This window comes from Acetobacter pasteurianus (assembly GCF_009914215.2).
Classification (GTDB): Bacteria; Pseudomonadota; Alphaproteobacteria; order Acetobacterales; family Acetobacteraceae; genus Acetobacter; species Acetobacter pasteurianus.
In genome coordinates this window covers 118,191-143,516 of record NZ_CP039847.2, presented here as the reverse complement: position 1 = coordinate 143,516, position 25,326 = coordinate 118,191, and the positions used below count along the sequence as shown (strand labels likewise).

Genomic DNA, 25,326 nt, shown 5'->3' with positions numbered 1-25,326 from the left:
TCTTGTTATATGCGTCTGCATACTGATGCCGCTGCGCGTATGAGAATGTGTACACCATGAGCCTGCCGCCCCTGATCGAAATCGGGGGCATTATACTGCACAGGGATGGGGGCTCAATGTATCAAACACGGCACATAGCAGTAAAAAAACTTTATTTTCTACGCTAACGAATATGAAACCCCACCGGAATCCGCCCCACCATGGGGGCGGACGCCGGTGCGGCACAGTGCAACCCACGGGCAGCGGCCAGCGCCTGTGCATCCAGATCATCATAGCCGGTACTCTGTACCAGTCGGGTGGCGGCAATACCCCCGTCTGCTGCCAGAGTGACCTCCACCACGCCTTCTCCTTCTTCGTGCAGATGCCGGGCCATGGGGGGATAATGCGTCTGCGGTGGGGTGCAGGTAAGCGTGCGCGCCCCGCTCCCTTTGGCCACATGCGCCACCGATGCCGCCGCCGATTGCACAGCAGCAGAGCCCTGAGCCGCAGGAGGTGTCGCTCCCTCTGGAGAATGCGAAGTCGGACTGGCCTTGGGTGGAGGTGGCACAGCCGCCTTGTGGAGCATTGGAGAAGACGGAGCCGAAGGCCGGTGCTCATGTGCGGAAGCGGCCTTCTGCGCGGCAACAGGCGCGGGCACACTCGCAGGCGGCAAGATATCGGTCATGGGCGGTACGGGTGGTGCATCCGCTGGCGTGACTGGCGCTTCCAGCGGGGAGGCAAGCGCCTCATCTGGCAGCGTCATCTCAGGGGGCTGCGCGGCATGAGTGAGGTTAGCCGCAGGAGGCACACTGAGCGGTTCTGCTTGCTCAGGAAATGGAGCGGGAACAGATTGCGGTTCCTGCGGCGGGGTCACAGAAGCGGGGTTCGCGGTGCTGGCGGGCCTGCTGGCCGGAGATTCAAACACCATCTCCACAGCTTTCTGCCCCGGTGCTTCAGGCGGATGTCTGGGGTGCAATGTCACCAGCAGGCAGGCTGTAATCACCCCGTGCCCCGCCACTGCCGCCAGAAGAGCCAGACTCCACACCCGGCTGGTCCGGCTCTGGCGAGCAGAGAACACGGCCCCCTCCGGCGGTGCCAGAGGAGGACAGATTTCCGGCGCACGCACGTCTGGCGTTAATGCACCGTCATCCTGCCCCAGTCTGCCGTGCGGTTTCACCCGTCCGCGTTCCTTTGTCCTTTGGTCCTGAACCGCCCATACCCACAACGCAAGGCAGATACACCCAAGCGCCCAAACGGCTGCGACTCCTTGCCACTCATGCCGCCTTACACGCGTGCCTGCCTGTTTTCCGCCCGTTTTCTGCGTGGTCTGTGTGGGCTTTTTCCGTAGTTTTATACCTCTGGCCGTTGCCTTCAATCAGAAAGATTACTTTCGCGGCAGTCACACGTTTGACACAAAGCCCCCAATAGACAAATAAAGCAAAGCCCCACCCCATTTTTGGGCCATCCTACCATGGCCCGCACAGACAGGAGTTCAGGCTGCTCTGATGGCTCGCCCCTCCCACTCTTTGCATACACTGCTGAAATGGCCGCTGGTGGTGGTGACACTGGTGGGCTTTCTCGGCCTGCTTGCCCTTCAGAGCTTTGCGCAACCGGATGAACTGCCCCGCACCACCATAGTCCGCCTTCTGGGCATGGATATTGCCGCTTCCCTCTCCGTCCCCGATGACGTTTTGGATGCAACGCCCGCTGGTGCAGTGTTCTCTGGCTCTACATCGTCTCACACAAGGCAGAAGGGTTCGGGCCTTACCTCACCAGAAAGTGCGGTAGGTCGTGCCCACCACATGGCTGCGGCCATGGCGGGTAAATCCACCCAGTCGCATTCCGGCCATCACCATAGGGCGGATGGGTGTCCACTCTGTCCGCTGCTCTCGCTACCAGCGGCGCTTCCCATGGCCGTAATGCTGGTGCCCCCACCCGTTCTGCGGTGGATGCGGCGTGGCAGTCATGCCTCCACCCCACGCGCACCGCCGAGCGTTTTGCTTGGTCTGCCCCCCTCATGTGGGCCTCCTGCCTGAACCAAAGCCTCTTCACGCCTTTCCGGCCCCATAACCGGAAAAGAGTTCTGTACGCTTTGTTTTCAGGATTGTTCTCATGATTACACTTATCAACCCACGCCGCGTGCCGACGTGGGCGTGGGTTATTGCCGCGGTGTACGCGGCCCCCACCATATCCGCCGCGCAGGCGCAAACAACGGCTGCACAGGGTAGTGCCAGACAAAGCAACACGGCCTCTGGCAGTTCCGTTGTCACCTTGCCCCGGCTGGATATCTCAACGGATGAGGAAGAAGAAACCTCCCTCTCCGATGCCCCGCTGACCGCGTCCTCGCCCGATGCTAGCTCACAGCGCATGTCCCGGCTTTCCAGCCCGGATGTGTCCTCGCTGTTCCGTAACCAGCCGGGGTTCAGTTCCTACGGCGGCGGGCGGCTGGCCAATCTGCCCGTGCTGAACGGCATGGCGGATGATCGCGTCGCCACTATTGTGGATGGCGTGCGCATCTCTCCCGCCTGCCCCAACCACATGAATCCCGCCCTCTCCTACATTGATCCGGACAGCGTGCAGACTGCCACCAGCATTGCGGGCCTGACCCCTGTCAGCAGCGGGGGCGACAGTCTGGGCGGCACCATTGATGTGGAACGGGCAGACCCGCGCTTTGCCCGCAAGGGAAAAATTCTTGTGACAGGCCGGGTGCGCGGTACCTACCGCAGCAATGGCGGGGCCTACGGGGCTTCCGGTTCCGTCACGGTTGCCAATCATCTGCTCAGCATCCGCTATACGGGTTCTTATGATCAGTCTGGCAATTATCGGGGGGGTGCGGGCATGGGCACCGTGCACTCCACCAATTACCTGACCTATAATCACGCCGTAACGGTGGGCCTGCACAAGGGCAACCATCTGGTGGCCATTACCGTGGGGCAGCAGGATACCCCGCGTGAGGGCTTTGCCAACCAGTATATGGACATGACCAACAACCGCTCCACCTTTGTAAACGGCAAATATACCGGATCATTTGACTGGGGCACGTTTGAAGCCCGTGGCTACTGGCAGCGCATTACCCACGCCATGGACATGCTGGCGGACAAGGGCGGCCATTCCGCCACCACCGGCATGCCCATGAACAATGACTCCCGTCTGGCGGGTTATTCGCTCAAGGCCACCATACCGCTGGGGCGTTTCCACACGCTCAAACTGGGCAGCGGGTTTGACCATGTGGGGTTGAATGACTGGTGGCCCCCGCTGCAAGGTAGCATGATGATGGGGCCAGATACCTACCACAACATCAATAACGGCCACCGCGATCGGCTGGGCCATTACGCCGAGTGGGAAGCCCACTGGACGCCCCGCGTTTCCACCTTGCTGGGGTTCCGCAATGATCTGATCATGATGAACACGGGAAACGTAGCTCCCTATTCATGGACCGGCATGATGAACATGACGGATGCCATGGCGGCCCGCGCCTTCAACGCCCGCAACCGGGAGCGGACGGATGTGAACTTTGATGTCACCGCCATGGCCCGCTGGAAGGTAACAGACAGCTTTACGCTGGAAGGCGGCTACGCCCGTAAATCCCGCGCGCCCAACCTGTATGAACGCTATGCGTGGGGCCGTGGCACCATGTCTTCCAGCATGATCGGCTGGTTTGGCGATGGTAACGGCTATGTGGGCAACGTGGATCTGAAGTCAGAAATCGCTAACACGGCCAGCGTGACGCTGGACTGGCATGACCCCACTGCCGCCAACAGATGGGGCCTGACGGTGCAGCCCTATTACAGCTACGTGCGCAATTACATCAACGTGGTGCAGTTGAGCACCTTCTCCAACGGGCACCATCTGCTGCAATTTGCCAATCACAACGCTCAGACCTACGGCATTAACGCCTCTGGCCATTACACGTTGTGGGACACGGCGCAATATGGCAAGGGTGAAGTCACCGGTGTGCTCAACTGGGTGCGTGGGCAGGATGAGGTCACGCATTCCGGCCTGTACCACATGATGCCGCTTAACGGTACGGTGGCGGTGCATGAAACGGTGGGACACTGGACAGGCCGGGTGGAGATGAACTTTGTCAAACCCAAGGACACGGTGGACTGGCTACGTGGCGAACCCCGCACTGCAGGCTACGCCCTGCTGAACCTTGGCGGCAGCTACACGTGGAAGATGCTAACGCTGGATGCCGGAATTGATAACGTGCTCAACCAGCCCTACTATCTGCCGCTGGGTGGTCTCTCTCTGGGCGATACACGCTATATTGGCACCACTCGTGCTCTGCCGGGCATGGGTCGCTCCTTCAATATAAGCCTTTCCGCCACGTTTTAAGACCATACATTCTCTGCCTGCGCAGAAAGAGAGCCTACAGGCAGAGAGTGAAAGTGCCTTTATGGCGGTTACGCACCTCCCCGGTTCCAGTTCAACTTAAGACCTGATATTATGAGGACGCTGGCACCGGTGTGGTCTGTGCAATCAGATGGAGGGTTCGAAGAACTCTTATTTTGGTAAGGTTGGCTGGTATTTTTCGAGTTTTGGCATACTGATTGATGATTTCTGCGATGGCATCTGATCTGCGTTTTGAGCAAGGAGAAGGCTTCCTGCTCTGGACTGCTATGCTGTGGCACTGACCCGTTCCAGAAAGAGGAAACGTCGCATATTGTAGATGATATTGGTCAGCCCGATCCTCATGGTGGCCCGTATGATACCGACAGTTCGGATGAATAGTCCGGTCTGTGATTTCTGATCTGCAAAGACATGCTCAACGCGTGATCAGATCACGGACTTGCCTGCATCGGATCGCTGAATATGACGGAGTCATGGGTTGGGGCGCGGCTTCTTCCTGGGAACCTTCGAGACGAAACCCTCTTTATCTATGAAGTCTTCATTGGCTTTTGAATGATACGATTTATAACCAAAGAATGGGATGGCCAGATATGTTGCGGGTATACTCCTGTCAGAAAAATTCTGCCCAAAAATATTTGCGCAAATCATGTATTATAATAACATAAAAAATATTTGTAATTTAAGATGCCTTTTTGTAACAAAAACACGTTAGATAATGTGCACATATGGAAACAAGTAAGGGTCTTACGTCATGTCATTACGAGTCAGATTTGATCCTGAGTATGTTGGAGAACAAATCGGACAATTATGTTTTGAAGAAAATCGTAATGTACAAGAATTAGATTTATACTTAGCTGGCGCAGCTTATGCTGTATGTTTGTCTTTAGGAAAAGAAAAGCCTTGGAAACAAAAAGATTTTGTTAATATTGGTTTATCTATTGTTCGTTCCGGAACTAAAAGATTTCTTGATCTTACAGAAAAAAACATATTGGTAAACTCGGTTCCACAAGAAAATGATATGAAGTATATGAAAAATTATGTGGGAAAATAAAAAGTTTATTTTCTGTATTTTGATTGTTTCGAATTTTTCTGACTCCGATGCTTTTGCCAAAACTGTTAAAGATATCGTTGTAGGGAAAGTTATTATCCACCCTTTTGCACAAGATCAACTCGAGGTGGGTAGTAATATACATGGCAATCAGCACTCTTCTCCATCTGCTAGTGGCCCTCATATCCGTAACGGGGTAAGAATTAATATAGCTAATCAGGTCAAGATCGGTGCCATTTGGGACTTTGGGGCGGCTCCCGGTGGACAAATGCGTCTATTCGAAGGTGCTGCCAGCTATACTGGTTTGAAACATTTTCAATTTTCTGTCGGAGTGTTCAATCCGAGTTTTGGACTGTCATCAATGCAGTCCAGAGGTGATAGCATTTTTCCTGAACGGGCAAGCGTTGCAACAATTACCCGTGGACTTGCCGCCGGTGCAAATCGTCAGGCAGTGCAAGCGTTATTTTACGGAAATTACTATCATTTAGCCATTTCTGGAACGGCTGGGACAGCTGGCCCGGGAAAAGACGGTAATCAAAGAGCAATTGTTTTTAGATCTGTGATTCTACCGATACATACCCAAGAATTCCTTATGCATGTAGGTATATCAGGTGAGTGGGTTTTTCGACCGTCTCATAAAAATTCTATGGAAGAAGGTGTATCATTTTCAGATACACCTGAAAACGACGATGGATTAAATGATAAATATATAAAGACAGGTAATATTCCAGCAAAGAGCTCTGGTGCTTTTGGTTTAGAGGGAGCTGTTGCATGGAAGAAACTATTAATAAGTAGCGAATACTATAATTTAATTGTTAATGAAAATAAAAACTCTAGAATAAACCGTCAAAATTTTTATGGATGGTATATTACTGCGGCATATACATTGGTTGGAAAGCCGCGAGCATGGAAACCCACATCTGCAAGTTTTGCTTCTCCATCATGTGATCAGAAAGTCTCTACCCTCTGCCATGCCATGGGAGTCATAGAACTGGCGACAAGGTTTTCTCAAATGGATTTAGAAAATAGTGATGTATCTGGGGGCAAGCAAAATATATGGAGCGTAAATATAAATTGGTATCCCTTGGATATCATACGAATTTCTTTGGATTATTCACACACAAAATATTACGAAAAAGAAAATTATCATAATTTTGATAGTATTTTATCAATGTTCCAAGTGTATTTTTAATTAAACTTAAGTATTTGTTGTGTAAATGGTTATAGGGGGCAGGTAGTGAAGCTGGAGGGTTCGAAAAACTCTCTGGTTTTAGGTCTCTCTCTGTGATTCCCTCTTTTGTGTGATGATTGGGGGGATGGCTCATGAAACAGTCTGGTTTTTTTGATGTTGAAGAGCGGCTTGCTCGGTTGAGTGGGCTTGGTGACCAACTTGAAGCATTTTCCCGGACTGTGGATTTTGAGGCGTTCCGCCCTGATCTGGAGCAGGCTCTGGCCTATTCAGACAGGAGCAAAGGCGGCCGTCCGCCGTTTGATCCGGTGCTGATGTTCAAAATCCTAGTCATCCAGACGTTGAACAATTTGTCTGATGAACGGACAGAGTATCTGATCAATGACCGTCTCTCTTTCATGCGCTTTCTTGGTCTGGGGCTTTCGGACCGCGTTCCGGATGCCAAAACGATCTGGTTATTTCGTGAGCGTCTGACCGAGGCAGGCGCCATCCAGCAGTTGTTCGACGCGGAAATCTCACAGAAGGGTTGTACATCGGGTTAGATTATGAAAAAGTCTGTTTTGTAGAAAAGAAATTTCCATAATCATCAAGAAAACCCGATGCAGACAGAGTGTAGCGCAGGCGCGTATGAGTTTCCAGCCTCCTGTGGACGGCGTGTTGTGGCCCGTTTTGACGGGGGGTGCATGAGTTCGGATGGGGGCGTCATTCTGGTGAAGCAGGCTGATGACATTCTGGGTCTCAGCCGCCGCTTTGCTGCCTGTTTTCGCGATAAGCGGCATCCTGCCTTTGTGGAATACCGGGTTGAAGACCTTGTCCGTCAGCGGATCATGGGCCTGGCACTGGGCTATGAAGATCTCAATGATCACGATGCCCTGCGGCATGACCTGATCTTTGGTCTGGCCTCGGGCCGTCTGTCAGGAGGCCGGGCAAACTGCGCAGCATTGGCTGGCAAATCTACACTGAACCGGTTGGAGCGCAGTGGGCACAAGGCAGATCGTTACTGTCGGATCATTGCTGATCATGAGGCCCTGGCGACCCTGTTCGTCACGCTCTTTCTGGACCAGCATGAGCGCGCACCCGCCCGCATCGTTCTGGATGTGGATGCCACCGATGACCGTATCCATGGCCATCAGGAAGGCCGTGCCTTTCATGGGTATTACGGCCATAACTGCTATCTGCCGCTATACATCTTTTGCGGGGATCATCTCCTCAGCGCTACCCTGCGCACGGCAGACAGGGACCCGGGGAAGGAAGCACTGGCAGACATCCGCCGGATCGTGGAGCAGATCAGGAGCCGTTGGCCCCGGGTGCGTATCCTGGTGCGTGGGGACAGCGGTTTCGCCCGGGACAGTCTGATGACATGGTGCGAAGACAACCACGTTGACTTCCTGTTCGGGCTTGCAGGCAACACCCGCCTGTATGACCGGATTGCCTCTTTGTCCGCTGAGGTTCGTGACGAAGCCGCCACGACAGGCAGAGCTGCGCGCGGTTTCGCCTCCTTTGACTGGATCACAAAGGACAGCTGGACGCGCCGCAGGCGGGTCGTGGCCAAGGCCGAATGGCGCCACGGCAACCGCTATCATCGCTTCATTGTCACCACGCTACCGCAGGGAATGTCCGACCCCCGCCATCTCTACGAACAGATTTACTGCGCACGCGGGGATATGGAAAACCGCATCAAGGAATGCCAGATGGATCTGTTCTCAGACAGGACCTCGTCCCACACCATCCGGGCCAACCAGCTCCGGCTGTGGTTCTCGGCCGCAGCCTATGTCCTGCTGATCGCTCTGCAAAGACTGGCCCTTGGCCAGACCAGCCTGGAGACGGCGACCTGTGGCACCATACGCGCACGACTGCTCAAAATCGCGACACGTGTAACGCTCAGCGTCCGTCGGATTGTCCTGTCCATGCCGGACATGTTCCCCTGTCAGCATGAATTCGCCCTCGCTCATGCACGATTGCGAAGGCTCCGGCAGGCCATCTGAAGAAACAGACAGTGCACAGACCACATAGCTTCCACCAACACTGCCTTCTCAGGCCGTGACACCCTCACTGCGTTCAGAACCCGCCGCCAGAAGCACAATATCGTCAATATTCCAGATCGGGCTCCTGTGGGATGACTGAATTCTACAAAATAACCCGAAATTGCCTCAAGTGTGAGAAATCAGCGTCGAGCGCTTTGACGCCACCCTGCGTAACGCTGGGTATCTGCCGATGTCCGGCCAGATCCTGGATGCCACGCTGGTGGCAGCGCCAAAGCAGCGCAATACCAACGGGGAGAAAGAGGATCTTCGTGAAGGGCGGATCCCACAGGACTGGCAGGACAAGCCGGCAAAGCTGTCCCACAAGGACAGGCACGCCCGCTGGACGCTGAAGTTCACGAAGGCAAAGCGGCAGGAGGACGGGACGCTCCCGGCCACGGACCTCGCCATTCCGTTCTTTGGTTACAAATCACATGTTTCTATCGATCGAAAGTTTCGACGCGGAAATCTCACAGAAGGGTTGTACATCGGGTTAGATTATGAAAAAGTCTGTTTTGCACAAAAGAAATTTCCATAATCATCAAGAAAACCCGATGCAGACAGAGTGTAGCGCAGGCGCGTATGAGTTTCCAGCCTCCTGTGGACGGCGTGTTGTGGCCCGTTTTGACGGGGGTCGCATGAGTTCGGATGGGGGCGTCATTCTGGTGAAGCAGGCTGATGACATTCTGGGTCTCAGCCGCCGCTTTGCTGCCTGTTTTCGCGATAAGCGGCATCCTGCCTTTGTGGAATACCGGGTTGAAGTGAATTGCCCCGGGTTTTGTGGAGACAGAAAGACCCGTGAGGTAAGAAGAATTCATGAGCAATAAATCGAAGCGTTTTCCGCCTGAGTTTCGTGACCGTGCAGCCCGCATGGTTCTGGAGGAAGAGAAGAACCATCCTTCGCGGTGGTCTGCAGTGATGATGATAGCGCCAAAGCTGGATATTCATCCTGACACGCTGTCAAAATGGACCCGTCTGCATGAACGTGCCAATGCGCCTGCGGTGAGTGACCTGCCTGATCGAGAGAAGATCAGGCAACTGGAGCGAGAGAACCGCGAATTGCGGCAGGCCAATGAAATCCTGCGTAAGGCGTCGGCATATTTTGCCCAGGCGGAGCTCGACCGCATCTTCAAGCCATGACACGCTTCATTGAGGAGCACCGGCAGACATATGGTGTCGGGTCAATCTGCAGGGTTCTGTCGATTGCACCATCTGCCTATTATGCAACTGTTGCCAGACAGAAAAATCCGTGTGTGCGCAGCCAGAAAGACAAAGAACTGTGCGATGACATCCGTAGAGTGTGGAATAATAATTTCTGCGTCTATGGAGCGCGCAAGGTCTGGCATCAGCTCAGACGTGAAGGCGTGGATGTCGCCCGCTGCACGGTAGAGCGGCTGATGCGCCGGATGGGGCTGAAAGGCGTCATTCGTGGCAAGGGGGTCAGAACCACACGGCCTGATCCGCAACGTCCGTGTCCGCAGGATCTGGTGCAGCGCCAGTTTCATGCTCCTGCCCCCAACAGACTGTGGGTTTCGGATTTCACGTATGTTTCCACTTGGCAGGGCTTTGTTTATGTGGCCTTCATCATTGACGTCTTTGCACGGGTTATTGTGGGTTGGCGTGTCTCCTCAACGGCTCATACCGACTTCGTACTGGATGCCCTTGAGCAGGCTCTGTGCCAGAGGCAGCCTGAGGGAAAAGTGACCCACCATTCCGACCGCGGCTGTCAATATGTGTCCATTCGCTACACGCAAAGACTGGCTGAAGCGGGGCTCGTTGCTTCTGTCGGCAGTGTTGGGGATTCCTATGATAACGCCTTGGCAGAGACCATTAACGGACTTTACAAAACCGAACTCATCTATCGGCAGGGGCCATGGAAAAACAGGGAAGCTGTTGAACTGGCAACACTTAAATGGGTCGACTGGTTCAATAATCGGCGGCTCCTGTCCTCCATTGGAAACATCCCGCCAGCAGAAGCTGAGGCACGCTTTTATGCACAACAGAAATCACATGCATTAGCCGCTTAAATCAGATAAAAAACGTCTCCACAAAACCCGGGGCAATTCACTCTAGAGAATCTGCAAAATATCTATCATTACACATTAAGTATTTATTATTTACTTAGGTTATATTCTGTTTCATCTTTGAATGCATCAGTGTAAAGACAGTAATTGATGATCCTAATGCGAAAATTGATGCCACAAGAAGTGCTACGGCAAAACCATAAGAGAAAGCATGATGTGCATGCTGAATGGCGATTTCTTGATTGGAACCCTCTAAACCGGAAATAGCACTGGGTAGATCACCGGCAACGATGGCATCGGCGAAGTCTGATGGATGATGGCAACCAGTGCCACATCCAAAGGCGGCAACCCATTTCCTTACCATTGTTGCGAGTATGCCGCTAAGCATGGCAAAACCAAGCAAAATCCCGGAAAATCGTGAAGTCGTACTGATCCCTGACGCCATGCCAGATCGTTCTTTTGGCACAACACTCATGATAGCTTTTTGTGTTTCCCCATTGAGAAGGCCGCCCCCACTTCCAATGACGACCATGCCAGCCATAACAATGATCCATGATCCGACATATGCTCCCCATGCTGTTATTCCATTGCCAATGGCGACGCATGACAGACCACCGGCTAGAATACCGCTCGAAGAGATATGGCGTTCCAGAAGACGTCCAATATGTGGGAAAATCAACATTGCCAGGGCAAAAGGCAACATGGCGAAGCCGGCCTGAAGTGCTGAGCGGCCTAAGCCGTTTTGGAGAAATAGCGGAAGCATTGAGGCCATAACCTGAGCGGATGCTGCATAAGCAAACATCGCCCAGACAGCTCCCAGAAAACGGGGATTGGAGAATAGGCCAAGATCTAACATCGGACGTGATTGGGCACGTTCAGATGCTATGAAAATGCCTAAGGAGATACTTCCTCCAATAAAACCATTCAGGGCGTTCCATGAGGTCCAACCGCTTGCCTGACCGTTAATCATTCCCCACGTCAGACCGAACATGAATGCAGCGAAAAATATAATCCCGACCGGGTCCAGTCTTCGGGCATCAGTATCACGTGATTCTTTGACCAGAATAAAGACTGCGCCAGCAAGTAGGACGCAGATTGGAATATTGATATAAAACGCCCACCGCCAACCGAGCGCATAGGCAATAATACCACCAATAATAGGAGCAAGAACCATGGTAAGGCCCATGATACTTCCCCAAATGGCCCATGCGCGGTTCCGTTCATCTGGATTATGAAACGTATGTCCGATGATCGCTAAAGCAGGTGCTAACAAAAATGCAGCACTTACGCCCTGTAAAGCACGGGCCAGATATAGTGCTGTGGCAGATGGGGCGGCTCCGCAAAACAACGAGGTAAGGGCAAATGTCGTAATTCCAATCAGATAGATGCGACGGCGTCCATACCGATCTGCAATGGCTCCAGCGGGCAACAGGAGAGATGCGAAGCACAGAACATATGTGCTGATAACCCATTCAATATCCGCGAAACTTGCACGAAACTCGCGAGCAATGGTTGGCAGGATGATTGCCACCACATTGGTATCAAGCACAGTCAAGGCACAGCCAGTTGAAGCCGCCAGAAGGACAAATAACGGATTGGTTACGCGCGAGGATGTCATCGAGGTCCCCATCGCTTCACGATAGCATTAGAAGTTCCGATAATCAGTTCATCATGATTGGCTTGAAAGAGTTGTGTCATGGCGATGTTCCGTTGCAGAGCGCATTAGTCTGTAACGCTAGGTCATGCCTTGGTTCTCGTCATTGGTGGTTATTTTCGTTATTATTAGGTTTTGCCTAATAATGCGGGGAGGGGGATAGAGGAATGGAACTGAGACATCTCCGCTATTTTGTGGTCTTGGCGGAAGAACTTCATTTTACACGGGCGGCAGAACGGCTGAATATTTCCCCGCCCACTCTGACTGTGCAGATACAGGAAATTGAGCGCACATTATCAGCTCAACTTCTCAACCGAACAAAGCGTTCTGTGACGCTTACATCTGCGGGAGAGGTTTTCCTTTCCGAAGCACGGCGCGTGCTCAAACAATTTGCAACAGCGGAGAACGCCGGTCGTCGTGCTGGGCGCGGTGAATTGGGTCGGATAGAGATTGGTTATGTTGCGTCAGCTGCTTATACGGGGATACTGCAAGACCAGATGAACCAATTTACGCAGAATTATCCAGACGTGCTTTTAAAAGTACGTGAATTCCCCATGGATAAACTGCCTCAGTTGGTTGCGGACGGTGACGTAGATATCGGTTTTGTAAGGCTGCCTATGGCGATGCCACAGCTATTGAGTCACCATGTATTGATCCGCGATCACTTTTGCCTGGCACTTTCCGTGATTCCTGGTGTCGAAGAAAAGTCGGAAGGCCCGGTTACGCCGCACGAAATTGCCAACGCATCTTTTATATTGCCCGAGCAGGCTTTCGGCACATTTCAGGTCGCAAGTCGAGGTGGATTTACGCCCCGTATTGTTTCTACGCCAGGGAGCTTACTGGCTGTGTTGACACAGGTCTCAATTGGCAATGGTATTTCGGTTATTCCCAGTGCTTTACGAAGTGTCGTCAATTTGCCGGGCGTTGTTTTCCGCGATATTGTGGGAGAACCAATCGTTTCAGAAATTGCCGCCATTTTTCGCTCAGATGAGGTTGCACCAGCCGTACGTCATCTGATTTCTCAGATTCAAACAACAATAGCCTGAAGATTATCGGGATTTGGCATCCAGCCACGCACTGACTTTGTCGACGACATCATTTTCAATGCCAAAATACCCATGAGGTGTTAAGGAGCCACAATTCTTTTTTGATTTTGTTATTCCACCAGAAACCATGAACACGCGCACTTCAGGGCTTGCTGTCATGCCGGAAGCAATCTGTTGGGCGGCTTGAGGCGGTGCGACATCGCATCGATCATCTTGGTTGGCCACAATAAGAACAGGTACTGTCACTTTTTGCGGGGTTGCACTAAAAACAGTTTCCTTGCTGCCTCCCATGACTGATACAGATTCACTGAGCACGACACCTGCAATAGTTCCTGAAGCTGCATGCGCGGTACCGTTTACGGCAGCGATTGCGCCTTGGCTGGTTCCAAAAAGAAACACAGGCACTATTGCCTCTTCATGTGCAAAAGCAATGATACTTTGGATCAGTCCTGCATAGGTCGCGGAACTGCGCTGTCCTCTTAGATTAATATGATTGATTGTATCTGGAATAATGACTGCGTAGCCTTGTCTGTTCCATAGCCGGCGTGTTCTGACAACAAAGTTATGATCGTGTCGGATTACGCCATTTTTCCCAAGGCCAATATCACCAGAACCGCCAGGAAACATGATGATTGTTCCTCGGTGGGTTGCCGGGATGCAAAAGAGCACTCTTACGTAACCACCTCCTTTAAAAGGTATGCTGTAAACCTGTTCATTTATATCAGAACGTATGGTGCTGACAGAGTGTGACTGCTCAGGACGAGCATAAGCTGTCGTGCAAGGTATTATTAAAAAAATAATTGATACTAAAAAGACATATAAATATTCAAGCATTGCTCAGCCACAACGGAATAAGTTTCTTCATTTTTCTTACTTGTTCTAAAACAGATTTGCCACAAGGCAATAAAGTCTGAACTTGCGTGTTGTGCACAATGCTATGAGTTAAATCGTAGTAATGTGGAGACAATTGTTCTCACAGATAAGCGGCTGCGCTATGCATTGCATGGATTGTATGGGATGTAGTGCAATACAATCTTGTCGAATATATGGAAGCCGCCACGCATGTCAGCCTATCCTTATCTGGCTCACTGGAAAGAAGAAATCAGTCAAAGCCCGAATGCCATTTACCTGACACTTGCTGATGCCTTGGCTCTTTCCATCCGGAGAGGTGATTTGCGGGAAGGGGATAAACTTCCCCCGCAAAGAACGATTGCAGATTATCTTGGTACCAACCTGACAACTGTAACGCGTGCATTTACCGAGGCAAGGCGTCGTGGTCTCATTGATGCAACCGTAGGGCGGGGAACCTTTGTGCGCGTCGGTGCCGGTGAAAGCCATTGGCGCCATACCGGACCTGCGGTGGTTGATCTTACCATGAATCTGCCGCCTATTCCTCAGGATCCACCGCTCCAGCGTATTATTCAGAGTGATATCTCCGCTATCTTGAAGCAGCAGGATTTGAATAGTCTCATGTCCTACAGGGTAACTGGGGGCACTATTGAGGAGCGTCAGCTTGGCGCAAAATGGATAGCACCTGTTATCGGTCATCGGCGCATAGAAGAAGTTCTGGTTTCTCCCGGTGCGCAAAGCGCATTAGCAGCAATTGTCAGCACGCATACCCAACCAGGAGACGTGATTGTAACGGACCGTATTGCCTACCCAGGGATCCGAACCATTGCAGCGCAATTTGATCTTATTCTGGTTGGTGTAGACAGTGATGCTGAAGGCATGATGCCAGATCAGCTAGACCGAGTGTGTTCGCAACATCATCCACGACTACTCTACTGTATTCCCACCATTCATAATCCCACCACAGCGACAATGTCACTGCAAAGGCGCAAGGATATTCTCGCAGTGGCGCAGCGTCATCATTTGCACATTGCCGAAGACGATCCTTACAGCCTGTTGATGGATGAGCCACTGCCAGCGTTGGCAGCTCTGGATCATAGTCGGGTCAGTTATATTGCTACGCTTGCCAAAACATTGAGCCCAGGCCTGCGCACAGCCTACGTCGCCTTGCCGAATGCAGATATGACCCGGCGTGTGACAGCTGCCATTCGGGCGATCGCTCTGACAAATGCAGGTTTATTGAGCGCGCTTACTGCGCGGTGGATGCAAACGGGGCAAGCGGAAACGATTCTTCATGCCATCCGCAAAGAACTTCGCCTGCGGCAATCCATTGCGCGAAAGGTTTTAGGGGAAGGACACTGTTTAGGGGAAGGACACTGCATGAATCCGAACGGTCCACATGTCTGGCTGAAATTGCCTGATTGGTGGGGCAGTGCGGACTTTGTCGCTTATGCACGCCGACGTGGTCTTGCTCTGGTCCCCAGCACAGTTTTTACAATTAGTGGTGAGCCACCACAGCGCGCGCGCATCGCGCTTGGCAGCGCACCAGATGCAGCAAGTCTTGAAGAATCTTTAAATGGTGTGGTGTCCGTTCTTCAGCATAAGCGTTCTCCCGGTTTCGCCGATATTGTATGACATGGTTTTGGGTTTGGGACTCAACGGACTCATTTGATTTCGTTGAGTCTCGCCTGAATGTCCGAAAAACAAAAAAGTGCATCATTCACGAATGCGTGATTAAAAAATGACGATAAAACATATAGTTATGCGCGTCATTTGGAATTGTATGTCTTGAATATTATTTTTGTATGTTTCTGTATGCCTTTGTAAGACAATAAACTGTTAAACTTGTTTTATTTGTACTTATTTCTAAGTACATACAATATTTTGTCATTTGGTTATCCCGTGTCACGTTCACTTCGGCACAGCGGTCAGTTCCGGTTTCTGGCTGGAGATCGCATCACACGGGAGAGATATCATGCCAAAAGTCGAACATGCACCATATCAGGATGGTGATTGCTTCGTTAATTATGAAAACAAGGTTTTTGAAGACGTCAAAGCCAAACCAGGCGAAAAAGCTCTTATTACTTTTCATACCGTCGCCAATGAAGGTTCGGTTGGGTTTGTAAATCTGCTTCAGGCCACACGTCTAATCCGCAAAGGCTTTGAAACATCCGTTCTGCTGTACGGACCAGGTGTTACTCTTGGCGTGCAGCGCGGTTTCCCACGTCTGGGTGATGAAGCCTTTCCAGGGCACATGAACTGCAACAAGCAGATTGCAAAAATTATTGAAGAGGGCGGCAAAGTCTATGCCTGCCGTTTCGCGCTTCAGGCGCTCTACGGATACGGTGAGCAGAACCTGATCCCAGGCATCACGCCGATCAATCCGCAAGATGTGCTCGACATTATCCTCCTTGCGCGTCGTGACAACGCTTTCATCCTCAATACCTGGACTCTCTAAAGGCCAAAGGAAGGACCGCAAGCCATGTCACGTATCGTTCGCGCTGCTGCCATCCAGATCAGTCCCGTCCTCGGCGATGACGGTTTGGGGACAGCCCGGAAAGTCTGTCAGGCCATCCGTGAAGCCGCCGAAAAAGGTGTGAAGCTGGCGGTCTTTCCTGAAACCTTCGTGCCCTATTACCCCTATTTCTCGTTCATCCAGCCAGCTTTCCGTTTCGGCGGCGAACATCTGGAACTTTATGAACGCGCCGTCATCATTCCTGGTCCGGTGACGGACATGGTGGCCGAAACCGCACGTGATACCGGCATGGTCGTCGTGCTGGGCGTGAATGAGCGGGATTTTGGCACACTCTATAACACGCAGATCGTCTTCGACGCGACAGGTGAGATCCTTCTCAAACGTCGCAAGATCACCCCAACTTATCATGAGCGCATGATCTGGGGGCAGGGTGACGGGTCAGGGCTCAAAGTGGTGGAAAGTGCCGCTGGCCGCATCGGGGCATTGGCTTGCTGGGAGCATTACAATCCCTTGGCGCGCTACGCGCTGATGACCCAACATGAAGAAATCCACTGCGCCCAGTTTCCCGGTTCACTGGTGGGGCAGATCTTCGCCGATCAGATGGAAGTCACCATCCGTCATCACGCTCTGGAATCCGGCTGTTTCGTTGTGAATGCCACGGGTTGGCTGACGGAAGATCAGATCAAGGATATTGCGCGAGACCCTGCACTTGAAGGGCCGCTGCGAGGAGGCTGCTTTACCGCCATCGTCTCTCCCGAAGGTAAGCTTCTGGCCCCGCCTTTGACGGAAGGTGAGGGGATGGTGATTGCCGATCTTGATTTCGCTCTTATCACCAAGCGCAAGCGGATGATGGACTCTGTAGGGCATTATGCACGGCCTGAACTGCTTAGTCTGCTTCAGGATCGGCGGCCTGCCCGTACCGTTCATTACGTTGGTGAAGCCGATCCGGTTTCCACATCTACAGATGAGGCTGCGTCATGACCATTCCGACGCTCGGTACACTTTCTGGTCGCAAGCTCGTTACCGATCTCCAGTCCTTCGGACTGCAGATCGGCGAGCAGACTGGCGGCATTGCCCGCAAGGGAGGCGCTGGTCCTTCGGATCACAAGACGATCACCATTGCGGGCCAGACCGTCATGGTTCCGGTCTATACGTCTGGCGCGCAGCATTCACCGTTTCAGGCCAGCCCGCCAGACCAGCACGGGACGAGCATGCTGCTACGCGATGGGCGGGCAGTAGGTACGATCTATTTCCCGGCTGCCCCGCGCTTTTACGGGCTGAGCACGGCAGACGGTATTCCCTACTGGAAGATCGCGCTACTGCATGGCCGTGACACGCTGGCGACCACGGTGCACCAGACCTGCATCCGCTATGCCGACCGGCGCACATCCTGCCAGTTTTGCGCCATTGGCCAATCGCTGGAGGCGGACCGGACGATTGCTTACAAGACACCGGCGCAGCTTGCCGAAGTTGCCAAAGCTGCTGTGGAACTGGACGGCGTGCGCGACATGGTGCTGACGACCGGCACGCCCAATGTGGTTGATCGGGGTGCTGCCGTGCTGGCGGAGTCAGCCCGTGCCATCAAGGCGGCGGTGGATCTGCCGCTTCAGGTTCAGTGCGAGCCGCCACGTGATCACGGCTGGTTCCAGCGTTTGCGGGAAGCTGGAGCCGATAGTCTGGGTATGCATCTCGAAGCCGCCACGCAGGCAGTGCGTGAGAAGATCATGCCGGGCAAGGCCACGGTCAGCGTCGATCGCTACATGGACGCTTTCGCCAGCGCCGTGCCGATCTTCGGTCGTGGGCAGGTCAATACCTACATTCTGGCCGGTCTTGGCGACAGCCCCGAGGACATTCTGGCTCTCGCCGAGCGTCTGATTGCGCTGGGGGTCTATCCCTTCGTGGTGCCGTTTGTGCCCATTTCCGGCACCCCACTGGAAAATCATGTCCCGCCTTCAGCCGAGTTTATGAAATCCGTGCTGGCACCGCTTGGGCGGATGCTCCGGGAAGCGAACATGAAATCCACCGATATCCGGGCCGGGTGTGGACGTTGTGGCGCCTGTTCCTCGCTTTCGGCGTACGAACAATGAGCACGATCCTCGAAGGTATGGAAGACCGGCCGTTCATTCCGACGGAATATGTTGTGCGCCTTGCCCGCACGCCATGGGAGCGTGCCGGTTATCATGCGCTCCGCCGTGAAGTGTTCTGCAGTGAACAGCATGTTTTTGCAGAGGATGACCGCGACGCGATTGATGAGGACGCCATTCCCATCATTGCCGCCTGCTGCATGGCGGGGATGCCGGACCGGATCGTGGGGGCAGTGCGCATTCACGAAGCAGAGCCCGGTGTGTGGCGCGGTTCCCGGTTGGCCGTGCATGCTGATCACCGCAAGCTGGGGCGGATCGGGGCGGAACTCATCCGCATGGCCGTCAGTACGGCACACGGTCTGGGGGCTACACGGTTTTTGGCCCAGGTGCAGGAACAGAATGTGCTGTTCTTTCGTCGCTTGCACTGGAAAAGTCTCAGCGTCATTACGCTGCATGGCCTGCCGCATCACGACATGGAGGCTGATCTGTCACGCTATCCGGCGCACGGTCTCGATCAGACCTGGCTGCTGCGTCCGCAACCCCGGATACGACAGGTGGCATGATGGCACATGAGCTCACCACACTCCTGCGCACGCTTCGTATGGGGCGCTCTCTTGCGGCTAAGCAGGATATTGCAGAAGTTAGCGCGATTTTAGGGACAGGTGCCAAAGCTGTCCGTCTTGGCGATGACTGCGCCGCGATCCCGGATAGCGATGGCTATCTCCTGCTGGCCAGCGAGGGCTTTCAGGACAGCTTTGTCCGCTCAATGCCGTGGTTTGCCGGGTATTGCGGCGCGATGGTCAATGTCAGCGACATCGCTGCGATGGGCGGCCGTCCCGTGGCGGTGGTGGATGCGTTGTGGAGCGATACGTCCGAGGCGGCCGCGTCCATCCTGACGGGTCTCCATGACGGTGCGAACACCTACGGTGTGCCGGTTGTTGGTGGACACACCAACATGCGCAGTACCCATAATTCGCTCTCAGTGGCAATCCTTGGTCGTGCCCGTCATCTGCTAACCAGCTTCGACGCCCAACCGGGCGAGGTGCTGATCGTTGCCATTGATCTGCGCGGTCGCTGGCACGATCCGCACCCGTTCTGGGATGCCAGTTCCGGGCTATGCGGCACAGAGGGAGCGGCCCGGTTGCGTGGGGACATCGAACTTCTGCCCACTATTGCCGAAGATGGCCTGAGCCGTGCTGCCAAGGACATCAGCATGGCCGGTCTGCTGGGGACCGCTCTCATGCTGGCCGAATGTTCAGGCATCGGCATGACCATTACGCTCGATGACATTCCACGGCCTGAGGATGCTCCGATGGAGCGCTGGCTGTCTGCATTCCCAAGCTACGGATACCTGCTGACGGCGCGTCCCAAAGATGCCCACGCGATCATAGCCCGGTTTTGTGGACGTGGCATTGCTGCTTCTGTCATCGGGCGGTGTGAGAGCACGCAGCGGCTGGATGTCATATGGGCGGACGAGAAAGAAACCTTCTGGGATCTCGCCCGGTCCTCACTCATGGGATTTGCGCCATGAGTCTGTCCATTGGCATTCTGACCCATTCGACCAATCCGCGTGGCGGCGTGGTGCACGGCATGGCGCTAGCGGAAACTCTGTGTGACGCGGGCCACGATGCAACGCTGATCGCACCGGACGTGACAGGATCGGGTTTCTTCCGCAAACCCCGTTGCGCAACCTGGTGCATCCCAGCCGCGTCTGTAACTGATCTGCCGACACTGGTGGAGCGTCGTATTGGCGAAATCAGAGACGCATTGCGCGGACAGCATTTTGACGTGCTGCATGCGCAGGACCCGATCAGCGCCAATGCTTTGGCCGATCTGGTGCGGGAAGGGCGGATACCGGGCTTTGCCCGCACGGTCCACCATCTTGACCATTTCACGCACCCGGTCCTTGCCGCGCGGCAGGAACGGGGGATCAGGGCGGCGGCCGAACTGTTTACCGTCAGCACAATGTGGGAAGATGTCCTGCGCAACGACCATGGCCGCGAAGCTCCGGTCGTGGGCAACGGGGTTGATCCCGTGCGCTTTTCACCCGTAGCAACCGCGCACGATGCCGCGTTGCGAGCGCGGTATCATCTGCCTGCCGGTCAGCACCTGATCCTGTCCGTGGGCGGGATCGAGCAGCGCAAGAACACGCTGCACTTGCTCGACGCATTTCTGGCCCTTCGTTGCGAACAGCCTGATGTGCATCTGATTGTGGCAGGCGGGGCCTCGCTGCTGGATCATTCTGCCTACCGCACCCGATTCATGGAGCGTCTGCGCGAAAGCGGTGCGGCCGATCATGTCACCATCACCGGGCCAGTTGCTGATGAAGACATGCCTTCATTCTACCGGCAGGCGGACGTGTTGGCCTATCCATCCGTAACCGAGGGGTTCGGACTGTGCCCGCTGGAAGCCCTGGCTTGTGGAATCCCCGTGGTGGTGCCAGCCGCGCTACCTTTCACGGAACATTTTTCGGCAACGGATGCGCTGTGGTGCCAACCGGCGCACCCCGACACCTTGTTCATGGCGTTGCGCGACGCCCTGCGCGTCGAAAGCCGTGACCATTTCCGGCTCAGCGGCCCCGCAACAGCCCGCCGTTTCGACTGGGACAGCGTCGCCAGTCGGCATCTCCCCGCATATCGGCGTCTCGCGGCATTACAGCACGCTGACGTCCCGGCTTCAGGAGTTTTGTCACCATGCCCGAAATGACCTTTCGCGTGCGTTGGCCCGATGGGAACGAGACCGACTGTTACTCCCCATCGCTGGTCATAAGGGACCACTTCACACCCGGTCAGGATTATCCGGTCCGGGAGTTTCTTGAAAAGGCGGATACGGCTCTGACCCAGGCGAGCGAACGGGTTCGTGCCCGTTACGGCTTTCCGTGCAGTCGCGCCCTTGGCCAGCTGCACGTCATTCAGCAGAGCAGTGCGCCTTTCCTTAATCGACCCGATGCGCAGGTGCGCGTCCTGTCTTTCAGATACTGAGACGAAAAGAACGACCATGACACAGAACGAAAAAAGCATTCCTGTTATCATCGTGGGCGGCGGACAGGCTGGGCTCTCCCTGAGCTGGTATCTCTGTCGCGAAAAAGTGGATCATATCGTTTTTGAATCCAAGACCGCCTGTCACTCATGGGACGATGAGCGCTGGGACAACTTCTGCCTGGTCACACCGAATTGGCAATGTGAACTTCCCGGCCACCCATACAAGGGAAAAGATCCACACGGCTTCATGGTGAAGCAGGAAATCATTGAATACGTCAAAGGCTTTGTTAACTCGTTCAATCCCCCGCTGCGTGAACACACAGCCGTCACCTCCATCACACGTCATGAGGCCGGTGGCTATCGTGTGGTGGCGGGCGGTGAGACCTGGCACACAAAGCATGTGGTCATCGCCTCGGGAGCGTACCAGGATGCGGTGATCCCCGGATATGCGAGTGCTATCGATCCATCAATCTTTCAGGTTCACTCGCAGGATTACCGCAATGCGGCCCAGTTGCCTGAAGGGGCTGTCCTGGTCGTGGGCAGCGGTCAGTCCGGTGCACAGATCGTCGAGGACCTGTTCCTTGAAAAACGCAAGGTCCATCTGTGTGTCGGCTCCGCCCCGCGTGTCTCACGCTTTTACCGTGGCCGTGACGTTGTGGACTGGCTGGCGGATATGCACTTCTATGATCTGACGGTGGATAATCACCCCTTACGGGAAGGGGCGCGGGATAAGACCAACCATTATGTCACCGGCCGCAATGGGGGGCATGACCTTGATCTGCGTCTTTTTGCAAAAGAAGGGGTAGGATTGCATGGTACGCTTGAGACAATCCGTGATGAGGTTGCGCATTTTCTTCCAGATCTAAAGCAACATCTCGACGATGCGGACAAGACCAATGCAGACATCAAGAAATCCATTGATGCCTATATTGCTCGCGAAAACATCAATGCACCGACGGAAGCGCCTTACGTACCTGTCTGGCAGCCTGATGGAAGCAACACGCCGCTCGATCTGAAGGCCGCTGGAATCACATCGATCGTCTGGTGCATCGGCTTCCGTCCGAACTACCGCTGGATCGATGTGCCCGTCTTCAACGGTGCTAACAAGCCGGTCTGGCATCGGGGCGTGACGGATGCGCCGGGCTTTTATTTTCTTGGTCTGCCATGGCTGCATACATGGGGCTCCGGGCGGTTTTCCGGCATTTCCCGTGATGCTGCGTGGCTGGCCAGCCAGATCACCGGCAAAGACGTGCCCATAGCCTGATCGGAGTATGCGCCATGCTTCCATGGACAACTTATGAAGCGATGTATGATGCGGCACTGAACCAGCCAGAGGAATTCTGGCTCAGTGCGGCGCAGCGTATCACATGGAAGCAGGAGCCTGCGATGGCCTGCCGGGAGCGAACAGACGGTTGGCATGACTGGTTCCCTGACGGCACGCTCAATACCTGCCACAATGCCGTAGACCGGCATGTGGAGAATGGTCGCGGTGAGCAGGTAGCGTTGATCTGGCATTCTTGCGCCACCAAGGAACAGCAGGTCGTGACCTATCGCGAACTGCAGGACAGGGTGGCCGGATTTGCCGGCGGCCTACGCCTGCTCGGAGTGGAGAAAGGCGACTGCGTTCTGATTGCCATGCCGACCATGATCGAGACAGCCATAGCTATGTTGGCATGTGCGCGGATAGGGGCTGTGCATGTTGTGGTTTTTGCCGGTTATGCCGGACCGGAGTTGGCACGACGGATTGATGATGTGGCTCCGAAAGTCATTATCATTGCCAGTTGCAGCTTTCAGGGACAGACGCCCATTCCGTCTGCCCCTGCTCTGAATGATGCACTTGCTTTGGCAGCGTACCTGCCACAGGCTTGCGTGATTGTGCAACGCGCAGCATGTCGGACATCATTGATGCCATTGCGGGATCATGATTTCCATACGCTGGAACAGTCCACGTCTGTAGAGGCCGTCGTGCTACGCTCCGAAGATCCACTCTATATTCTTCACACATCTGGCACGACGGGGCACGCAAAAGGCATTGTGCGTGATAATGGCGGCCATGCTGTGGCTCTCGCCTTGTCCATGGACGTGATCTACGGCTGCGAACCCGGTGATACCTTCTTTACTACATCGGACCTTGGCTGGGTTGTTGGTCATTCCTATGGTGTTTATGCGCCGCTGATCAGCGGCTGTACCAGCGTCATCGTCGAAGGCGGTGCATCTGCGTCCGCCATTCGCACGCTCTGTCATGAGCATGGAGTGAAATGCCTGTTTACCACGCCCACTCAGATGCGTCTCATGCGACAGGAGAGCCGTCATCTGTCAGAGGTGATCCTGCCCGCTCTTGCCCGTGTTTTCGTAGCTGGAGAGTATGCGGATCCGACGTTGCTGGAGTGGGCTCGATCCTACTTTCGCACACCTGTGGTCAATCACTGGTGGCAAACGGAAACGGGATGGAGCATCACCGCGCATTTCTTCGGTCTACCCGAACGTGAGCCAGTTTCTCTCATGAATGACATCGGGCGGCCTGCGCCGGGATTTCGTCCGGCCATCGTGCCCTCCATACCCGGTGAGCAGTGCGGGGAGATCGTTCTTTCGCTGCCGTTACCGCCTGGGTGTCTCGCTGGAATATGGAAGAATGGGGCTATCCGTGTTCCGTCCGCTTATCTTGATGAAACGCGCAGGTATTACCGCACCTTCGATGAAGGCATGATTCAGGCCAACCGCGCAGTTCATATGCTCGGACGTTCCGATGATGTCATCAAGGTTGCAGGAAGGCGGATTTCCGGCGTGCAGATCGAAAAGATCATCGCCACCCATCCTGCCGTTCACGCGTGTGCCGTGGTCGCAATTCCAGATGAACTGAGAGGGCAGCGACCTATCGCTTATGTCGTTCCTGATTCCGAGGCGGAATGTATGCCTTCTTCCGAGGAAATCGTTGCGCGGATCAACGAAGTCCTCGGGCGTTGGGTTGGTCTGAAAGAAGTCCGCTTCGTCGGGCGATTGCCAACCACCGTATCCGGAAAAATTACGCGAAAACGCTTGCTGGTGTCCTAATGGTACCAACATGGCCTTCTGTGTAAGGGGTGACCAGATCTTAGATGGCCTGACCACCGGAGACTTCAATCCGTTGTGCATTCACCCAGCGATTGTCCTCGGAGAGCAGCGATGCGATCATGGGGCCGATATCGTCTGGCAGTCCTGGACGTCCAAGCGCGGTTACTTCCGCGATGTGGTGAGCAATCTCGGGGTTATCGCGTACCATACCTCCTGAGAAATCTGTCTGAATTGCACCTGGCGCTACTGTGTTAACAGCAATGCGGCGCGGTCCGAGTTCCTTGGCCATGTAATGCGTCATGACTTCCACGGCGCCTTTCATAGCAGCGTACGCAATCCAGCCAGGATAGGCAAAGCGTGTCAGTCCAGATGAGATGTTCACGATCCGGCCACCGTTCGCGATCAGCGGCAAAAGTGTCTGCGTCAGGAAAAATGGACCCTTGGCATGTATGCGGTAGGCAGCATCGAAATCTTCTTCTGTCACCTCGCCGAATAGCCCGCTATGGGACGTACCTGCCATGTTGACCAGATAATTGAAACGTTCGCTTTGAATTGCCCCGGGTTTTGTGGAGAC

General features: G+C 54.3%; 20 protein-coding genes, 5 pseudogenes and 1 other annotated feature. Of the genes and pseudogenes, 20 read left to right on the top strand and 5 right to left on the bottom strand.

Annotation, left to right across the window (positions count from 1 at the left end; genetic code table 11):
• Positions 1 to 163: 163 nt before the first annotated feature.
• On the bottom strand, positions 164 to 1,156 hold the full coding sequence (locus tag FCN51_RS27000) for a TonB family protein (RefSeq protein WP_160257196.1): 993 nt from the start codon (positions 1,154 to 1,156) through the stop codon (positions 164 to 166).
• A gap of 328 nt (positions 1,157 to 1,484) precedes the next feature.
• Here FCN51_RS27000 and FCN51_RS26995 point away from each other — a divergent pair, with 328 nt between their 5' ends.
• Together FCN51_RS26995 and FCN51_RS26990 are read left to right on the top strand one after the other, a co-directional pair.
• The gene (locus tag FCN51_RS26995; protein ID WP_006117545.1) at positions 1,485 to 2,015 is read left to right on the top strand and encodes a DUF2946 family protein; all 531 of its coding nucleotides are present in this window, start codon (positions 1,485 to 1,487) and stop codon (positions 2,013 to 2,015) included.
• A gap of 76 nt (positions 2,016 to 2,091) precedes the next feature.
• Entirely contained in the window at positions 2,092 to 4,314 is a 2,223-nt protein-coding gene (locus tag FCN51_RS26990) for a TonB-dependent receptor (protein WP_006117546.1), read from the top strand.
• Between the two features lie 282 nt (positions 4,315 to 4,596).
• On the opposite strand, the pseudogene FCN51_RS26985 reads toward FCN51_RS26990, so the two are convergent.
• Positions 4,597 to 4,941 (bottom strand): annotated as a pseudogene (locus FCN51_RS26985) (IS5/IS1182 family transposase); the annotation flags it as partial.
• A 139-nt stretch (positions 4,942 to 5,080) separates the two neighbouring features.
• Between FCN51_RS26985 and FCN51_RS26980 the strand changes: the two are divergent.
• The 7 genes and pseudogenes from FCN51_RS26980 (at position 5,081) to FCN51_RS26950 (ending at position 10,614) form a co-directional block, all read left to right on the top strand.
• On the top strand, positions 5,081 to 5,380 hold the full coding sequence (locus FCN51_RS26980) for a hypothetical protein (protein WP_019088957.1): 300 nt from the start codon (positions 5,081 to 5,083) through the stop codon (positions 5,378 to 5,380).
• Positions 5,367 to 6,569, top strand: a complete 1,203-nt coding sequence (locus FCN51_RS26975) for an OprO/OprP family phosphate-selective porin (protein ID WP_006117547.1) — start codon at positions 5,367 to 5,369, stop codon at positions 6,567 to 6,569. The genes FCN51_RS26980 and FCN51_RS26975 overlap by 14 nt, the downstream gene beginning before the upstream one ends.
• A 131-nt stretch (positions 6,570 to 6,700) precedes the next feature.
• Positions 6,701 to 7,075: pseudogene (locus FCN51_RS26970) on the top strand (transposase); the annotation flags it as partial.
• A 90-nt stretch (positions 7,076 to 7,165) separates the two neighbouring features.
• Complete coding sequence (locus FCN51_RS26965) at positions 7,166 to 8,551, top strand: IS1380-like element IS1380A family transposase (RefSeq protein ID WP_006115870.1); 1,386 nt, start codon at positions 7,166 to 7,168, stop codon at positions 8,549 to 8,551.
• A 190-nt stretch (positions 8,552 to 8,741) separates the two neighbouring features.
• Positions 8,742 to 9,041, top strand: a pseudogene (locus tag FCN51_RS26960) (IS5/IS1182 family transposase); the annotation flags it as partial.
• A gap of 100 nt (positions 9,042 to 9,141) precedes the next feature.
• Positions 9,142 to 9,348 (top strand): annotated as a pseudogene (locus FCN51_RS26955) (transposase); the annotation flags it as partial.
• Between the two features lie 55 nt (positions 9,349 to 9,403).
• A protein-coding gene (locus FCN51_RS26950) for an IS3 family transposase (protein ID WP_096884248.1) occupies positions 9,404 to 10,614 on the top strand; the annotation gives its coding sequence in 2 pieces (ribosomal slippage) (positions 9,404 to 9,689 and positions 9,689 to 10,614; 1,212 coding nt in all).
• Positions 9,682 to 9,798: a sequence feature (AL1L pseudoknot), on the top strand. (Overlaps the previous gene by 117 nt.)
• A gap of 94 nt (positions 10,615 to 10,708) precedes the next feature.
• Here the strand turns inward: FCN51_RS26950 and FCN51_RS26945 are convergent.
• Positions 10,709 to 12,229: an MFS transporter gene (locus tag FCN51_RS26945; RefSeq protein WP_063354997.1), complete on the bottom strand. Its 1,521-nt coding sequence runs from the start codon at positions 12,227 to 12,229 to the stop codon at positions 10,709 to 10,711.
• A gap of 203 nt (positions 12,230 to 12,432) precedes the next feature.
• Between FCN51_RS26945 and FCN51_RS26940 the strand changes: the two genes are divergently transcribed.
• On the top strand, positions 12,433 to 13,311 hold the full coding sequence (locus FCN51_RS26940) for a LysR substrate-binding domain-containing protein (RefSeq protein WP_012813226.1): 879 nt from the start codon (positions 12,433 to 12,435) through the stop codon (positions 13,309 to 13,311).
• A gap of 3 nt (positions 13,312 to 13,314) precedes the next feature.
• Here the strand turns inward: FCN51_RS26940 and FCN51_RS26935 are convergent, their stop codons facing one another.
• The gene (locus FCN51_RS26935) at positions 13,315 to 13,938 is read right to left on the bottom strand and encodes an alpha/beta hydrolase (protein WP_082823246.1); all 624 of its coding nucleotides are present in this window, start codon (positions 13,936 to 13,938) and stop codon (positions 13,315 to 13,317) included.
• 435 nt (positions 13,939 to 14,373) lie between these two features.
• Here FCN51_RS26935 and FCN51_RS26930 point away from each other — a divergent pair, with 435 nt between their 5' ends.
• From FCN51_RS26930 to FCN51_RS26885, 10 genes are all read left to right on the top strand, one after another.
• Positions 14,374 to 15,795, top strand: coding sequence for an aminotransferase-like domain-containing protein (locus FCN51_RS26930; RefSeq protein ID WP_063354999.1), 1,422 nt, complete (start codon positions 14,374 to 14,376; stop codon positions 15,793 to 15,795).
• Between the two features lie 340 nt (positions 15,796 to 16,135).
• Positions 16,136 to 16,618 (top strand): MSMEG_0572/Sll0783 family nitrogen starvation response protein, encoded by a 483-nt coding sequence (locus FCN51_RS26925; RefSeq protein ID WP_045543339.1) that lies wholly within the window; start codon positions 16,136 to 16,138, stop codon positions 16,616 to 16,618.
• Positions 16,619 to 16,642: 24 nt separating this feature from the next.
• Positions 16,643 to 17,617, top strand: coding sequence for a Nit6803 family nitrilase (locus FCN51_RS26920; protein WP_063355000.1), 975 nt, complete (start codon positions 16,643 to 16,645; stop codon positions 17,615 to 17,617).
• Positions 17,614 to 18,723 (top strand): MSMEG_0568 family radical SAM protein, encoded by a 1,110-nt coding sequence (locus FCN51_RS26915; protein WP_012813221.1) that lies wholly within the window; start codon positions 17,614 to 17,616, stop codon positions 18,721 to 18,723. Before FCN51_RS26920 ends, FCN51_RS26915 begins: the two co-directional genes overlap by 4 nt.
• Complete coding sequence (locus FCN51_RS26910; RefSeq protein WP_063355002.1) at positions 18,720 to 19,283, top strand: MSMEG_0567/Sll0786 family nitrogen starvation N-acetyltransferase; 564 nt, start codon at positions 18,720 to 18,722, stop codon at positions 19,281 to 19,283. Before FCN51_RS26915 ends, FCN51_RS26910 begins: the two co-directional genes overlap by 4 nt.
• The gene (locus tag FCN51_RS26905; protein ID WP_193561004.1) at positions 19,280 to 20,251 is read left to right on the top strand and encodes a sll0787 family AIR synthase-like protein; all 972 of its coding nucleotides are present in this window, start codon (positions 19,280 to 19,282) and stop codon (positions 20,249 to 20,251) included. The genes FCN51_RS26910 and FCN51_RS26905 overlap by 4 nt, the downstream gene beginning before the upstream one ends.
• A complete protein-coding gene (locus tag FCN51_RS26900; protein WP_063355003.1) occupies positions 20,248 to 21,426 on the top strand; it encodes an MSMEG_0565 family glycosyltransferase in 1,179 nt (392 codons plus the stop codon). The genes FCN51_RS26905 and FCN51_RS26900 overlap by 4 nt, the downstream gene beginning before the upstream one ends.
• Positions 21,414 to 21,701: an MSMEG_0570 family nitrogen starvation response protein gene (locus FCN51_RS26895; protein WP_020936672.1), complete on the top strand. Its 288-nt coding sequence runs from the start codon at positions 21,414 to 21,416 to the stop codon at positions 21,699 to 21,701. The genes FCN51_RS26900 and FCN51_RS26895 overlap by 13 nt, the downstream gene beginning before the upstream one ends.
• A gap of 16 nt (positions 21,702 to 21,717) precedes the next feature.
• Positions 21,718 to 22,965, top strand: a complete 1,248-nt coding sequence (locus FCN51_RS26890; RefSeq protein ID WP_035366434.1) for an MSMEG_0569 family flavin-dependent oxidoreductase — start codon at positions 21,718 to 21,720, stop codon at positions 22,963 to 22,965.
• Between the two features lie 14 nt (positions 22,966 to 22,979).
• A complete protein-coding gene (locus tag FCN51_RS26885) occupies positions 22,980 to 24,752 on the top strand; it encodes an AMP-binding protein (protein WP_063355004.1) in 1,773 nt (590 codons plus the stop codon).
• Positions 24,753 to 24,792: 40 nt separating this feature from the next.
• Here the strand turns inward: FCN51_RS26885 and FCN51_RS26880 are convergent.
• A pseudogene (locus tag FCN51_RS26880) lies at positions 24,793 to 25,296 on the bottom strand (SDR family NAD(P)-dependent oxidoreductase); the annotation flags it as partial.
• Between the last annotated feature and the right edge of the window lie 30 nt (positions 25,297 to 25,326).

What these genes read in the sequence shown, in the direction of transcription:
- FCN51_RS26995 (WP_006117545.1), top strand. Translation starts at nt 1,485, where the DNA reads ATGGCTCGCCCCTCCCACTCTTTGCATACACTGCTGAAATGGCCGCTG.
- FCN51_RS26990 (WP_006117546.1), top strand. Translation starts at nt 2,092, where the DNA reads ATGATTACACTTATCAACCCACGCCGCGTGCCGACGTGGGCGTGGGTT.
- FCN51_RS26980 (WP_019088957.1), top strand. Translation starts at nt 5,081, where the DNA reads ATGTCATTACGAGTCAGATTTGATCCTGAGTATGTTGGAGAACAAATC.
- FCN51_RS26975 (WP_006117547.1), top strand. Translation starts at nt 5,367, where the DNA reads ATGTGGGAAAATAAAAAGTTTATTTTCTGTATTTTGATTGTTTCGAAT.
- FCN51_RS26965 (WP_006115870.1), top strand. Translation starts at nt 7,166, where the DNA reads ATGCAGACAGAGTGTAGCGCAGGCGCGTATGAGTTTCCAGCCTCCTGT.
- FCN51_RS26945 (WP_063354997.1), bottom strand. Translation starts at nt 12,229, where the DNA reads ATGACATCCTCGCGCGTAACCAATCCGTTATTTGTCCTTCTGGCGGCT.
- FCN51_RS26940 (WP_012813226.1), top strand. Translation starts at nt 12,433, where the DNA reads ATGGAACTGAGACATCTCCGCTATTTTGTGGTCTTGGCGGAAGAACTT.
- FCN51_RS26935 (WP_082823246.1), bottom strand. Translation starts at nt 13,938, where the DNA reads ATGTTTCCTGGCGGTTCTGGTGATATTGGCCTTGGGAAAAATGGCGTA.
- FCN51_RS26930 (WP_063354999.1), top strand. Translation starts at nt 14,374, where the DNA reads ATGTCAGCCTATCCTTATCTGGCTCACTGGAAAGAAGAAATCAGTCAA.
- FCN51_RS26925 (WP_045543339.1), top strand. Translation starts at nt 16,136, where the DNA reads ATGCCAAAAGTCGAACATGCACCATATCAGGATGGTGATTGCTTCGTT.
- FCN51_RS26920 (WP_063355000.1), top strand. Translation starts at nt 16,643, where the DNA reads ATGTCACGTATCGTTCGCGCTGCTGCCATCCAGATCAGTCCCGTCCTC.
- FCN51_RS26915 (WP_012813221.1), top strand. Translation starts at nt 17,614, where the DNA reads ATGACCATTCCGACGCTCGGTACACTTTCTGGTCGCAAGCTCGTTACC.
- FCN51_RS26910 (WP_063355002.1), top strand. Translation starts at nt 18,720, where the DNA reads ATGAGCACGATCCTCGAAGGTATGGAAGACCGGCCGTTCATTCCGACG.
- FCN51_RS26905 (WP_193561004.1), top strand. Translation starts at nt 19,280, where the DNA reads ATGATGGCACATGAGCTCACCACACTCCTGCGCACGCTTCGTATGGGG.
- FCN51_RS26900 (WP_063355003.1), top strand. Translation starts at nt 20,248, where the DNA reads ATGAGTCTGTCCATTGGCATTCTGACCCATTCGACCAATCCGCGTGGC.
- FCN51_RS26895 (WP_020936672.1), top strand. Translation starts at nt 21,414, where the DNA reads ATGCCCGAAATGACCTTTCGCGTGCGTTGGCCCGATGGGAACGAGACC.
- FCN51_RS26890 (WP_035366434.1), top strand. Translation starts at nt 21,718, where the DNA reads ATGACACAGAACGAAAAAAGCATTCCTGTTATCATCGTGGGCGGCGGA.
- FCN51_RS26885 (WP_063355004.1), top strand. Translation starts at nt 22,980, where the DNA reads ATGCTTCCATGGACAACTTATGAAGCGATGTATGATGCGGCACTGAAC.